This window comes from Alcanivorax borkumensis SK2 (assembly GCF_000009365.1).
GTDB classification, from domain to species: Bacteria; Pseudomonadota; Gammaproteobacteria; order Pseudomonadales; family Alcanivoracaceae; genus Alcanivorax; species Alcanivorax borkumensis.
Genome location: NC_008260.1, coordinates 772695 through 787171, shown reverse-complemented (window position 1 = coordinate 787171; position 14477 = coordinate 772695). Strand labels below are relative to the sequence as shown.

Below are 14477 nucleotides of genomic sequence, written 5' to 3'. Positions count from 1 at the left end.
AGATTCGTTAACCCCATACCGGCTTGCCTCTTCAGCGCGCTATAGTGAAGCCGAACCTAGAGCCGCCGCACCTTTTATGTGCATTATATATGCACCATAACAAAGAAAAAGCGGCATCATCTTTGCATCACACGCGGTAATAATTTTATCGCCACGCATCGTGGAACCCGGCAAGGCCGCAAGCCAAAAACGGGACAAACTGGAGACAAAGAGTCATGAAAGCATCGGATTTGTTCGTTCGCGCCCTGGAAGCAGAAGGGGTTGAACATGTGTTTGCCATTCCCGGTGAAGAGAACCTCGATTTGCTGGAGTCCCTGCGCGGCTCCAACATTGAGCTGGTGATCACCCGCCACGAACAGGCCGCCGGCTTCATGGCATCCACCTACGGTCGACTCACCGGCAAAGCCGGGGTTTGTATGTCCACCTTGGGTCCCGGTGCCACTAACTTGGTTACTGCTGCCGCCTACGCCCAGCTCGGAGCCATGCCCATGGTCATGATCACTGGCCAAAAGCCGATCAAAACCAGCAAGCAAGGCCAGTTCCAAATCATCGACGTGGTCGACATGATGCGCCCACTCACCAAGTTCACTAAACAAGTTGTCAGTGGCGACTCCATCCCCACCCGTATCCGCGAATCGTTCCGCCTGGCCCAAGAAGAGCGCCCTGGGGCTACTCACCTGGAACTGCCGGAAGATATTGCCCGCGAACACTCCACCATGCCGGTAACGGAACCCAGTGCTACCCGCCGGCCTATCGCTGAAGACAAGGCCATCTGCAAGGCCATCGAGGCAATTAAGGGTGCTCGCAAACCGCTGCTGCTGGCCGGGGCCGGTGCCAACCGTAAGCTGACCAGTAAAATGCTGCGCCAGTTCGTGGAGAAGCTGGGCATCCCGGTGATCACCACCCAGATGGGTAAAGGCGTGGTTGATGAAACCGGCCCACACTTCCTGGGTAACACAGCCTTGTCCTCCGGCGACTTCGTGCATCGCGCCATCGACCAGGCCGACCTGATCATCAACGTGGGCCACGACGTGGTGGAAAAGCCGCCCTTCTTTATGCGCCCCGGCGGGGCCGAAGTGGTTCACATCAACTTCAACTCCGCCCAGGTAGACCCGGTCTACTTTCCCCAAATTGAAGTGGTCGGCGACATTGCCAACAGCCTGTGGCAGCTTAAAGAACGCTTGGCCCCCCAAGAACATTGGAGCTTCTCGGATTTCCACCGTATCCGCGATGCGCTGCAAAAACACATCCATGAAGGCATACAGGACGATAGCTTCCCGATCCGCCCGCAACGCCTGGTGGACGAGATACGCAAGATCATGCCGGAAGACGGGATCCTGACCCTAGATAACGGCATGTACAAAATCTGGTTTGCCCGTAACTACCCAGCGACCAAACCCAACACGGTACTGCTCGACAACGCCTTGGCGACCATGGGCGCCGGCCTTCCTTCTGGCATGGCCGCCAAAATGGTACACCCGGACCGTCGCGTGATGGCCATCGTCGGCGACGGCGGCTTCATGATGAATAGCCAAGAACTGGAAACTGCAGTACGCCTGAAGCTCGACATCGTAGTGCTGATTTTACGCGACGATGGCTACGGCATGATCAAGTGGAAGCAGAACGACATGGACTTCCAAGACTTCGGCCTGGACTTCCAGAACCCGGATTTTGTTGCCTATGCCCGTGCCTACGGCGCCAACGGCCACCGCGTGGAGTCCACTGCCGGACTGGGCCCGCTGGTGGAAGAGTGCTACCAACAGGGGGGCGTACACGTGATCGACTGCATGGTGGATTACCGCGACAACAGCCGTATCCTCAACCGGGAAATCCGCGAACTCAGCAGCAAGTTGTGAGCAACGCAGCACGCAATAAGCTTTTGCGTGCCCGTATGTTGCGTGTCCCATGCTAGCGAATCATAGATTGCCCCAACCTCATGGCCTCACTAACGCCATTAAGGAACCAACATGTTAAAAGACGCTTACCCGTACTACTTGGCCAACGAAGCTGTGTTCGCCAACCAAGATCTGGATGTTACCGACAAATACAGCGGTAACGTCGCCACCCGTGTCGCCATGGCGGATGCCGCCACTATCGACAAGGCCATCGACGCGGCCGACAAAGCCACCAAGCCCATGGCACAACTGGCCCCTTACGAACGCCAGGCGATTCTCTACCATTGCGTTAAGCGCTTTGAAGAGCGCTTTGAAGAACTGGCCCTAGCGCTGTGCATCGAAGCGGGCAAACCCATCAAGGACGCCCGTGGTGAAGTGGGCCGCCTGATCGACACTTTCCGAGTCGCCGCCGAAGAAGCTGTACGCATCGATGGCGAAATGCCGAACCTGGAAATTGCCGCCCGCGCCAAAGGCTACCGGGGCATGGTCAAGCGCGTGCCCATTGGCCCGTGCTCTTTTATTTCCCCGTTCAATTTCCCACTTAACCTGGCCGCCCATAAAGTGGCGCCGGCCATTGCTGCCGGCTGTCCCTTTGTCCTCAAACCGGCCAGCCGCACGCCCATTGGCGCCATCATCATTGGTGAAGTGCTGGCAGAAACCGACCTACCGAAAGGGGCGTTCTCCATCCTTCCCTGTCACCGTGAAGGCGCCGACCTGTTCACCACCGACGAGCGTTTCAAGCTGCTCAGCTTCACCGGCAGCCCAGACGTGGGCTGGGACCTGAAAGCCCGTGCCGGCAAGAAACCAGTCATTCTGGAACTGGGCGGCAACGCGGCGGTGATCGTGGATGAAGATGCCGATCTGGACGATGCCGTAGAGCGCATTACTTTCGGTGCCTTCTATCAGTCCGGACAAAGTTGCATCGGCGTACAACGCATATTGATTCACGATGCCATTTACGACGAACTAAAAACCCTTTTGGTAGAAAAAACGGCCAGCCTGACAATGGGGGACCCTAAAGATGAAGAAACCTTCATCGGCCCGGTGATTTCGGAAGGCGAAGCTACCCGATTGGAAAACTGGATCAATGAAGCCGTGGACGCCGGCGCTACCCTATTAGTGGGCGGCAAGCGCGAAGGCGCCATGCTCGAAGCCACCCTGCTGGAAAACGCCCCTAAAGGCAGCAACATCGTGGAAGAAGAGGCCTTCGGTCCTGTTGCCGTCATCAGCCGCTTCACCAATTTCGACGAAGCGCTGAACACCGTTAACGAGTCCAAATTCGGCTTGCAAGCCGGCATCTTCACCCGTGACCTGTACAAAGCCCACAAAGCCTGGGACGAACTGGAAGTGGGCGGTGTGGTGATCGGCGATGTGCCCAGCTGGCGCGTGGACAACATGCCCTACGGCGGCGTGAAAGACTCAGGCCTGGGCCGCGAAGGCATTCGCTGGGCCATCAATGACATGACTGAAGAGCGTTTACTGGTGATTCGTACCGCACCGTAAATTTCAAAGCGGCAGGCCTATTCACAGGCCTGCCGTCTTCTCCATCCCCCTCTTCTCTACCCGCTCAATCTCACTCAACTTCTGGCAAGTAGAAGGCTCTTAACTCAACCGGAAGCGGCACGGGGATTTCCGCTCAGCAAGCGTTTTCACACCACCGGCACCCCATCCATAACACACCTATAGTCAATGCGTGCAAGGGCACCCGAAACATTGCAGAAAGCCCTTAGCTGAAAACGAATCCCATTCATCACCAATTTCTGCCGCATTACCTGTAATTGATTTACCGCTTTTAACCTCGCTCATAAAGTCGAACCACCAAACCCAAAGCGTGACATATATCACAAAATTAATTTGTCACTTAACGACTCATTGGCAATGGATAAAAACATGAAAAAAACACTTACCGCTCTGGCTCTCGGCTCCACCTTAATGAGCACCGCAGTAATTACCTCTGCCGCTGAACTGACAGATAGCTTTGATGTACTGCTCAACCTGCAATCGTCCTGCACCCTAGACAGCACCACTGACCTGGATTTTGGCGACCAAACCGATGCCGACGTGGTAGCAGGCAACATTGATGCAGCCAACTCCGTGACGGTGACTTGCTCCAATGGTGCGGACTTCACCATCGGCCTGACAAATGGCGCCAATTTCGGCGATGGCCCTGTGGCCACAGAGCGCGCCATGAAGTCTGCCAACGCCTCCTATGTCAGCTATCAAATTTTCCAGGACTCCGGCAGAACCACCGCCTGGACCGACACGGACGATGTTGCTTTCAATGGCACCGGCGCCTCCCAGAACATTGATATTTATGGTCGCATCCCGGCTCAGACACCGACCATTGATGCCGCTGACACCTTCAATGCCACGGGCCTAGCACTCACCGATACCGTCACCGTAACGCTGACTTACTGATGCCTCTTCCCCGCTGCCCTTGGCGGCGGGGGAAAAAGGAAAGGCGCTCCGTGAATAGCAGCGATGACAGGATCTGTTCCCCCCTGCCTGCCTGTATGCTTAGCGCAGCCTTTAAGGCCGCGGCATTACTGGCTCTATTATCCGTCTCATCCGTCATTCATGCCCAAAGCTCACCCCTTGAGCGGGCAGCAAATGAATCGCAGGTCGTCCGCCTTTCCAGCGCGTACTCCCCATCCGACATTGTCCGATTACGCGCCCAGGCCAGAGGCCAAGGAGGCAATACCTATGTGGCCTACCCTCAGTTAATCCTCAACGGTCGGCCCACCGCTTACATGCTCCCTGTACAGGTATACGGTGAAGAGCTGACCATTGATACTCAAGCTCTGGCTTCTCAGGGAGTCACCTTTCCCGCCCAAGCAAGCAGCAAGCAATGGCAAACGCTAGGGCAACTTAATATTACTGGTCACTACGACAACAGCGCCCAGCAAATCAGCCTGGTAGTGCCTGCTAATTGGCTTCCCCAACAAACGCTGGAAGTAGGGTTTTCTCTGGTTAACTCACCGGTGCAACGTGGCCAAGGTATACTGATTAATTACGATGCATACAGCTCTTGGCTGGATAACGGTGAACAAACCCTCTCTGCTGCCCATGAGCTGCGCGCTTTCGATGATTGGGGAGTGGTCAGCTCCAGCGGGGTGGTGCGCTGGAGTGATAGCGCCCCTGATAACGGCGATTACATCCGCCTAGACAGTTACTGGCGCTATACAGACCCGAACCACATGCGCACCTACATGGTGGGCGACACCATCAGTGACGCGCTAACCTGGTCGCCCTCAATTCGCTTGGGCGGGGTACAGATCGGCAGAAATTTTTCCTCTCGCCCGGACTTGATCACCTTCCCCCTGCCACAGATCCATGGCTCTGCAACGCTGCCCTCGGCACTGGAGGTGTTCGTCAACGACCTTCGCCTGTCGGACCAAACCGTGCAGCCAGGCCCTTTTGTTGTTGAAACATCGCCTATGGTCACCGGCTTTGGCGAAGTGCAAGTGGTGACCACCGATACACTAGGAAGAGAAACCGCGCAAACCGTGCCTTTTTATGTCAGCCCAAAACTTTTGAAGAAGGGCTATTGGGATTACTCCGCCAGCCTGGGCGCCCCCCGGCGCTTTTACGGGCAGCGCGCCAACGACTATGACAACCAGGTCGTGGCAACCGGTGTGGCGCGCTATGGTTTCAACAACACTCTGACCCTGGAAAGCACCCTGAACGCCAGCGGCACATTGACTAACGGCGGCGCCGGCATGGTGATCCGTTCCGGCTTGCTTGGGGTATCAAACCTATCTATTGCCCACGGCAGCGATAACGACGATCAGGGAAACCAGTGGGTTGCTGGTCATGAATTTCGCACACAACGTTACAGTATCAGCGGCCAATACACCGAGCGCACCCGTGGCTACAAAGATTTATCCAACAGCATCGACCTGCGCATACCTATTAAGAGCAGCACACAATTGAACGGCAGCGTCAGCTTCGGGCAACAAGGAAACCTGAACGTAAGCTACCTAGAAACCCGACTTTTCAACGGCCCCGACACCCGGTTTCTAGTACTGGGCCATAGCCGAAGCCTGTGGCAGCAACTTTCACTGACCTTGAGCGTTAACCAAAACCTGGAAGCCTCCAGCGACAGAACCTGGCTGGCCGGCTTTACCTACCGCCTGGACAAGCCCAGCGACCGACCGATTCAGGCCGGGGCGCGCATTAACCACAACGAAAAAACCGAAAAAACCGAAACACTGCTCACATTGCGCCAGCATGTGCGGGATTTCTGGGATCTTGGCTGGGACTTGGCCTATAGTCCCGACGCCAACGGTACCCGCCAGGCAAGAGGCCGCTGGTGGACTCCCTATGGCGACATTCAGGCTGGGGTGTATGGTCAGGATGGCGAGAACAATAGCTTTGCCAGCCTAAGTGGTTCACTGGTCTCCAACTACCAAGACCTGTTCGCCGCGAACACCATGAACAACAGCTTTGCCATCGTCGATACCGGTGGCTATGCCGGCATACCGGTGCGCCAGTCGAATCGCGTGATCGGCAAAACCAATCACAAAGGCAGGTTGCTACTACCTGACATCATTCCCTTTACTGAAAACGAGCTCGCCATCGATATTGATGACCTACCGGTGGATGCACAAAGTGGTGCCAGGACGCTAACCATCAAACCCGCAGAGCTTACCGGGGTAACCGCCCGGTTTGACATTGCCCGGCAGAACAGTGCCATTGTGGTGATTCATAACGCCCAGGGGAAACCTGTTCCGGCAGGAGCCAAAGCCCTGCTGGCAGACGCAGACGCCACAGTTGTGGGCTATGATGGGGAGGTATTCTTGCAGGGCATAACCGAAGGTAAAAATGAAATAGACATCATTAGCAACGGCGAATTATGTACGGTGATATTCAACTTCGCCGCAAAGCCGGGCACCCTGCCTCGACTTGGCCCTTATCAATGTTTGCCACCGTCAGCGCGTTAAAAAGGACTGTGTACCATGAAGATATTTACCAAGGCGCTATTTCTCTCTCTATTCACGCTGTTACCTTCTGCTGCGCTGTGTGGCCAGCTCACCGTTTCGCCCCTAATCATGAAGATGTCTCCATCGCAGCCTAATGCCGCCTATAAACTCAAGAACGGTTCGTCCCAAGACGGCTTTTACCAAATCCAGCTTTTTGCTTGGGAACAAGGAGACGATGGAGAAAACCGCTTGCTACAACAAGACGATCTGATCATCACTCCCCCGGTGACCCTTATTCCAGGTAACGAAGAGCAACTAGTCAGAGTAATCCAGAAAAACCCGCAACCATCCGATAGTGAGAAGAGCTACCGTCTGGTCATCAGTGAAGTGCCGGACACCGAGTCCGATCAAGGAGCCAACCTCAAAGTTCTGCTGCGCATGTCCTTGCCGCTATTTGTTGGCACACCAGAACAAAATCATACTCTTAGCGTGTCGCTCCAGGATGGCACCCTACGCATACGCAACACAGGAACCGCCCACGCGCGAGTATCAAATGCCTACTGGCAAGCCCCCAACCAAGATAAGAAGTTTGCTATCCAAGAGGGCCTTGTGGGTTATGTGCTGCCTGGCAGGGAATTGCTCCTCCCAATTGAAACCGTTCCAGCAGAGAGCACCGTTGCCTCTTTTTCAGCATCAATCAATGGAACCCCATTCACCCTCTTGGTGAAGGATAGCCCGAAATGAAACGGTTAATGTTGGCGCTCTTTTTCCTGATAGCACCACTTAAATTGCTCGCGGCTATTCAGTGCAGTATTGATAACTCACCAACCCTTGATTTTGGTGCTACGGATCCGTTCATGGCCGGCCCCCTCAACGCCAACACCCAGATCCAGTGGTCATGTTCTCGGGGGATTGGAGTTCTTGAGAGCATCCCTTTTAAAATGTGCATTTATGTGGCTGCAGACAACGATGGCGGCATCCTTCCACGCAACCTCAGGCCGGCCAATCCTGGCCCGGCCATCCCTTTTAATGTTTACACTTTGCTTGTCGGCGGTACCATTATCCAGCCATCGACAAACGCCATTGAAGTTCAAGTAGACATGTCCAGAGCTTTCCAGTATTCAGACAGCGACACTGTCAATATTTTCGGAATTGTCCCCGGCCCACTGCCCGGCAATGCCCTTGCAGGCGAAAACAGAGCCAGTATGGTAAATTCACAGGTCACCCGCATCGGCACCAATCAGTCATGTAACACTACTAGCGGTTTACCGCTGACGAACTACACTCTGAATGCAAATCTAGCCATCCAGAACCAATGCAGCATAACCGCCAATGACCTAAATTTTGGCACCCAAAGTTCACCTCTGCCACAGACGGACAGTGACACGTTTATTGATGTGCGCTGCACCAATACCAGCCCGTTTACGGTCGGGTTAAGCGACGGACTGAACCCCTCCGGCGGCTCGCGAAGAATGCGCGACGGCAGCCAGTTCGTCAGCTACGGTCTGTTCCAGGACGCCGCCAGAAGCATTCCCTGGGACAGCACCACAAATCGCAAAGGGGCCACGGGGCTTGGCACTAGCACCAGTATCATGATGAGTGTATTTGGCCGCATTCCCGCCGCCCCCTCCACCCCTCCGGGTAATTACACGGATACCATCACCGTAGACATTGAGTTTTAGCAAGCCTATGAACATCCCTTGCATGCTCAGTCTCTCAAACCGATTCGCAATCGGTGCTCATTCAGGGCACAGAAGGCGCATTTTTGAGGGCATGCCGGTTGCCTATGGAGAAAGGCAACAATGAGAGAACTAGCCTGAAAGGCTCGAAGGGCGCAGCTTTCCATAAACGGCATCTGGATGTTCATCTTTTCATACTGACTTACACAAATAACATGATTACGCCGTATTCTTTTGCCTGAACCCATCCTATAATCAAGAAACTATGGCGTGTATGGGTGTGGTATCAAATGAGTACATCTCTAGGCCTGTTAACAGGCGCGATTACCAGCCTGCTGGACCCGCAGGAAGTGGCACAGCCACGTTACCAGCCAACAGTGGAAACCACCTGGCAAATCCAACTGCAAGGCGCCACCAATACCGGTTACCAAGCCGACCTGTATATACTCGATCTATTCGACACCCCGCAATCCGTCATCACTGACCTGCAGGCCAGCGGTCGTAAGGTAATCTGCTACTTCTCGGCGGGCACCTATGAAGAATGGCGAGAAGATGAAGGGCGTTTCACTGCGGCAGACAAAGGAGGCCAGCTGGACAACTGGCCCGGCGAACGCTGGTTGAATACCCGCTCTACCAATGTCCGCAGCATCATGGTGGATCGCCTAACACTGGCGGCGGAGAAAGGTTGCGACGGAGTAGACCCAGACAACGTTGATGGTTACAGCAACCAAACCGGCTTTCCCCTCACCTATGACAGCCAGCTGGATTACAATCGTTTCTTGTTTAACCAGGCTCAATCCATGGGCCTGGCGGTATCACTGAAAAACGACGTGGAACAGGTCGCAGACCTGATCGACTATGTAGATTTTGCAGTGAACGAATCCTGTCACGAATGGCAAGAATGCCACCGGCTATTGCCATTCGTGGAGGCCGGCAAACCAGTGTTTCATATCGACTATATCTACAGTCAAGACCCCGATGGCCATGCCATCCATTGTCAACATATGGGCAGCTTGGGCTATCGCTCGCTGACCCTGCCAGTGGCGCTGGACGACAGTTACCGCTTTAGCTGCGACTAACTCGCCCCGCAAAACACACCATCAGATACTAAGACTACTCCCGGCAACGTGGGCTGCTACACTGCCATTTCGCCCATTCGGAATGCAGTGTTATGCATGACACCCTGACACTTACTGTGGTCCTACTCAGCAGCGCGGTGGTAGCCGTGGTGCTTTTTCGCCGTCTGGGCATGCCGCCCATTCTTGCCTACCTGCTGTCCGGTCTGGCCGCTGGGCCATTCGGCTTTGGCTGGATCAACGATGTGGAAGGCATTCAGCATCTGGCGGAATTCGGCATCGTCTTTTTGCTGTTCACCCTGGGGCTGGAATTTTCCATCCCCCGCCTGTTGACCTTGCGCCGCATTGTGTTTGGCGCCGGGCCACTGCAAGTGGTTCTGACCGCAGCGGCGGTATTCGCGGTGATGCGCCTGTTGGGTTTTCAGCCCATGACCGCCGGGATTACCGCCGGGGCCCTGGCACTGTCCTCCACCGCCATTGTGATCCGTGACCTGATCGGCCGTGGCGCCGTAAATACCGGTTACGGACGAGCCTCCACCGGCATCCTGCTGTTTCAGGATCTGGCGGCGGTGATCATGCTGGTGATGCTCCCCGTGATCAGCACCAGCAACGGCAACGCCCTGTGGACCATGACCGGTATCACCCTGGGAAAATCCCTTCTGCTGTTTGCCGGCATTTACGTGGTGGGCAAATGGATACTGCCACGACTGCTGGAAGAAACCGGCCGCACCCGCTCCGATGAAGTCTTTGTGATGACCGCCCTGTTACTGGCACTGGTGGCCGCCTGGGTCACTCACTTGATGGGTCTATCCATGGCGCTAGGCGCTTTTCTGGCTGGCATGATGTTGGGGGAAAGCCATTTTCGCCACCAGATCGAAGCAGACCTGCGCCCCTTCCGCGATCTGCTGCTGGGGCTATTTTTTATCAGTGTGGGCATGCTGGTAGACCCAAACCTGTTCGCCGAGCAATGGCACTGGATCATCCTCGCGGCCGTGTCCCTAATGCTGTTCAAGGCGGTGCTAATCTTTGCCTTGCTACGCCTGTTGGGTGAACCCACCGACACCGCGACTCGTAGTGGCCTGGTTTTATCCCAGTGTGGCGAGTTCGGCTTTGTACTGGTGGCCCTGGCGGTGTCGCATCAGGTTATGTCACCGGGGAAAGCCGGTCTACTGGTTTCTATTACCGTGCTGACCATGGCGGTAACCCCGGGGCTGCTGCAACACAGCGGCAAACTGAGCCGCCGCCTGCTACGCCCCTGGATGGACATCCCCAAAGACAGCCCGGTCTCCGACGATATCACCGGCCATGTCATCCTGTGCGGCTACGGCCGGGTAGGTCAGAATCTGATGCGTTACCTGAACCGTTTCCATCTCAAAGGCGTGGCGGTAGACATGGATCTGGTGCGCCTGCAGGAAGCCAGCGCCGCCGGGGAACATATCCTGTTCGGCGACGCCAGCCGCAAGGATATCCTTGAGCGCGCCGGCATTCATCGTGCCCGCCTGTTGGTGGTGACCTTTGATGATGCCCGTCTGGCAGAGCGTATCATCCATAGCTGCCGGGACCTGAATAGCAAGGTGCGGGTTCTGGTGCGTACCCGCGATGACACCCACCTGGACACACTCACCGCCGCCGGCGCCGCCGAGGTAGTTCCCGAAGTGCTGGAAGCCTCCCTGATGCTGGTGGCCCACGCCCTGATGATGCTAGACGTACCTTTTGAAAGGGTGCTTGCAATGCTGCGCAAAACCCGCCGTGATCGTTACCGCATGCTGCAGGGCTATTACCATGGCGACTCTTTTCCCACCAGCGACAGCGCCGGCAAACCCTACCGGCTACTGCACGCGGTGACCTTGAGCGATAAAGCCCGCAGCATTGGCTTGAGCATCCATGATTGCGCCTTGCGGGATGTGGAAATCCGCGCAGTAAAACGCAATGAACAAACCCGGGAAAGACCGGACGACACCTTGCGGCTGGAGCAGGGAGACACAGTGATTCTCTATGGCCCCCTGGAAGCTGTGGAAGCCGCCGAAGTCCGCTTGCTGGGAGGCTAAACCCACAAACTGAACAAGACTAGCGGCTGCCTCTCTGCGGGCCAGTGCACTTGCGGGCAGCCTCGCAATACAACAAGCTAACCAACAACTATTTGATCAATAAAATAGACCCGATAGCCCCGGATAATGGCATAGACAGCCTGTCATCGTGGCGGACGCCAGTATCGGCTTTTTTCAGGGGAAATAGCCCATGTCTTCCAGACCCATTAGCTGATCCATGCTCAGGAAAAATCGCAACCATCGGCCCCACAGGCACCATCGCTTAGCCACGACGAGCTGCACCGCTTCAACCAGTTAGTGAGCACGCTCTATGGCTGCCCGCATTCCAGCCTCGGCAGATGATGTAGGCTGAACCTTCGGCTATCCGGAAGGTTTTGAGGGGAGGCTCATCCACCGAGACCTGCCAGAGCGGGATGAAGCTCTAGCTCGCTACACTGCGCTGCCACCCTGACAATTCGATTCCCTCCTCCACGGTGATCCCGACAAGAACATTCTCGACATGCTCAGCGCAGAAAGTCACCCTTGGGCAGAATCCGTGGGCATAGGTGACAGCGCTGACATGTTGGTCATGCCAACAAAACGATAGCAATAGAGCGTAACGGCGTGCTTGCCGAACTGTTCCGCTACGACAGCAACATGTAACCGAATCTGCGTAAGCTGCAATCCATGTTCCACTGCACCCCGGACGAAGCCAGCATTGCAGCCGAATTAATCCACGGCCTCAATGCCACTAAAATCGCAGATAAGAATGGCATCTCTATTCACACAGCTCGCCAGCACATCAAAGATTTGCTATCCAAAAACGGGTACCGAAAACAGACAGAACTAGTCCCCATGCTGGTCAGAGCCCTTTCATAGGCAACAAATTTGCGGCCAAACAAGAGCATTGTCAAAAAAAGGAACGCTTGTTCAGTTTTTCCTTACCGAGCTTCCTTATCCACAGCATCTTGTGAACATTTACACACAAATACTGTGGAGGGCTCGTTCTCATGCGAGCCACATCAGCGCAAAACGACAATATGCACTTCCCAGCGCAATCTGGTCAGGCGTCAAACTAGCAGCCGCTCAATGATTTTGCTGAACGAAAACAGCAAGACAGTGGGCCGAAGGCCTGGATTGCCGTGGTCGAAGGCTGCATCAAGGCGATTGAAAAAACCGCCTGGCAAGGCCGTCAAATTGCGGACTAGGGAATCACTGCCTGTGGTCGCCAGCATGTACTGGTACCCGGCGACGCAGACACTTCCATCGTCTCTTGTCGCCTCGCTGCAAAAGATGATCCGCAGAAAATGATGGGACCCCATCGCCCGCAACGTTGCACAGTGGCGAAGCCACCGCGATAGATCAGTGGATCAACAATGTGGCAGACAGCCGCTACACCAACGCTAGCGCCTGTAACCGATCCCCTCCTCCTCTCCGGCAACACATACAGGCATCAAGCCTTTAGCGCCCAACACTCTTCTCTCTATCACGAATGGCTTTCAACGGCGCGGATAACTTATCTGGATGACGCGGGTGAATAGCGGCATAGCATTCAAAAATTTCGGTTAGGTCTTTTTCCACATCCCCGCACGGTTCGATAACACGGGCAAAGGTAATTTCTTTTTTAGCATAATCCGCGGTGGCTACCACAATGGGCACGCCCGCCTTCTGAGCGATACGGTAAAAGCCAGTTTTCCACTGTGCCGCACCACCTCGAGTGCCCTCTGGTGCCACTACCATCACCAACTTATCGTGACGATTAAACTGCTCCACGGTCTGCTCAACGACACTGCCCGCCTTATGCCGGGCAATGGGCAACGCCCCCATCCAGCGCAGCATCGTCCCAAAGGGCCCCTTGAAGGCGCTATCCTTGATCATCACATGGGCATCTAACCCCAGCTGCATCATCGCTGCTAAGGTGTAGATACCATCCCAGTTGGAGGTATGCGGCCCACCAATAATCACCGCCTTGGGCACCGCCGGCATGGGGTTGGTTACCCGCCACCCCGCTAGGCGCAGAAAACCGCTCGCCAGAGACCGAGAGAACGTATTGCCCCTACGGGGGTAATCAGAATCCGAGGGTGATGACATGGGATTGTCCATTACAAAAAGAGCAGCGATCATACCCACGCGACTGAAAGACTGCATTGGCACTAATGCCCAACGTATGCCCAACGTTCTTACAAAGTGATGATCCGCCCATGAATTCCCTGCGTTATATCACAGGCTATCCCACTCAAATTCAGCAGCAAGCACAAGTCCTTCTGGATCAGGGAAAACTGGGAACGTATCTGCATCAACGCTATCCAGAAAAACATGATATTCAAGGTGACAAAGCACTGTTCCAATACGCGACTAACCTTAAACAGCAATACCTTCGCAAAGCTCCGCCTCTGAGCAAGGCCTATTACGACGCCAAGCTGAAAACGGTTAGCCAAGCATTGGGGATGCATACCCGGCAAACCCGCATTCACGGTAACAAACTGCGCAGCCATAATAGCTTGCGTATCGCGAGCCAATTCAAAACGGCCCCGGAAGCTTTTTTACGCATGATCGTGATTCACGAGCTGGCTCATTTCAAAGAAACCGAGCACAACAAAGCGTTCTATCAACTGTGTTCACATATGGAACCGGACTACCATCAACTGGAACTGGACACCCGGCTCTGGTTACTCTGGCAAGATACCGACAACAGCTAAAGCCGTCTTTCCGGCGAAGGACGATTCCGCCTCCTCAGCGTTACCCATGCTCCTGCTAACGACCGCGCCAATCCCAAAACCTCTTTATTCAACAAGCATTTACATTACAGGCGGCTTTAACCCTGAAACGTTCATCTCAGCCGTTTCATGTCCCCGCCATAAGGGCGTAGTATGAAATG

General features: G+C 55.0%; 10 protein-coding genes. 9 read left to right on the top strand and 1 reads right to left on the bottom strand.

Annotation, left to right across the window (positions count from 1 at the left end; translation table 11 throughout):
• Window positions 1-215: 215 nt before the first annotated feature.
• From ABO_RS03640 to ABO_RS03605, 8 genes are all read left to right on the top strand, one after another.
• The gene (locus tag ABO_RS03640) at window positions 216-1856 is read left to right on the top strand and encodes an acetolactate synthase large subunit (RefSeq protein WP_011587989.1); all 1641 of its coding nucleotides are present in this window, start codon (window positions 216-218) and stop codon (window positions 1854-1856) included.
• Window positions 1857-1967: 111 nt separating this feature from the next.
• A complete protein-coding gene (locus ABO_RS03635; RefSeq protein ID WP_011587988.1) occupies window positions 1968-3398 on the top strand; it encodes an aldehyde dehydrogenase family protein in 1431 nt (476 codons plus the stop codon).
• A gap of 387 nt (window positions 3399-3785) precedes the next feature.
• Window positions 3786-4313 (top strand): Csu type fimbrial protein, encoded by a 528-nt coding sequence (locus ABO_RS14100; protein ID WP_050731498.1) that lies wholly within the window; start codon window positions 3786-3788, stop codon window positions 4311-4313.
• Window positions 4314-4363: 50 nt separating this feature from the next.
• Window positions 4364-6838, top strand: a complete 2475-nt coding sequence (locus ABO_RS03625; protein WP_158299160.1) for a fimbria/pilus outer membrane usher protein — start codon at window positions 4364-4366, stop codon at window positions 6836-6838.
• A 15-nt stretch (window positions 6839-6853) separates the two neighbouring features.
• Window positions 6854-7561 carry a fimbrial biogenesis chaperone gene (locus ABO_RS03620; RefSeq protein ID WP_011587985.1) on the top strand — a complete coding sequence of 236 codons (708 nt, stop codon included), beginning with the start codon at window positions 6854-6856 and terminating at the stop codon, window positions 7559-7561.
• Window positions 7558-8499 (top strand): Csu type fimbrial protein, encoded by a 942-nt coding sequence (locus ABO_RS03615; protein ID WP_011587984.1) that lies wholly within the window; start codon window positions 7558-7560, stop codon window positions 8497-8499. Before ABO_RS03620 ends, ABO_RS03615 begins: the two co-directional genes overlap by 4 nt.
• Before the next feature lie 287 nt (window positions 8500-8786).
• Window positions 8787-9575: an endo alpha-1,4 polygalactosaminidase gene (locus ABO_RS03610; protein WP_011587983.1), complete on the top strand. Its 789-nt coding sequence runs from the start codon at window positions 8787-8789 to the stop codon at window positions 9573-9575.
• Window positions 9576-9667: 92 nt separating this feature from the next.
• The gene (locus ABO_RS03605) at window positions 9668-11620 is read left to right on the top strand and encodes a monovalent cation:proton antiporter-2 (CPA2) family protein (protein WP_011587982.1); all 1953 of its coding nucleotides are present in this window, start codon (window positions 9668-9670) and stop codon (window positions 11618-11620) included.
• 1440 nt (window positions 11621-13060) lie between these two features.
• Here ABO_RS03605 and ABO_RS03595 read toward each other — a convergent pair.
• The gene (locus tag ABO_RS03595) at window positions 13061-13690 is read right to left on the bottom strand and encodes a lysophospholipid acyltransferase family protein (protein ID WP_231483487.1); all 630 of its coding nucleotides are present in this window, start codon (window positions 13688-13690) and stop codon (window positions 13061-13063) included.
• A gap of 110 nt (window positions 13691-13800) precedes the next feature.
• Here ABO_RS03595 and ABO_RS03590 point away from each other — a divergent pair, with 110 nt between their 5' ends.
• The gene (locus ABO_RS03590; RefSeq protein ID WP_011587980.1) at window positions 13801-14298 is read left to right on the top strand and encodes a M48 family metallopeptidase; all 498 of its coding nucleotides are present in this window, start codon (window positions 13801-13803) and stop codon (window positions 14296-14298) included.
• The last annotated feature ends 179 nt before the right edge of the window (window positions 14299-14477 follow it).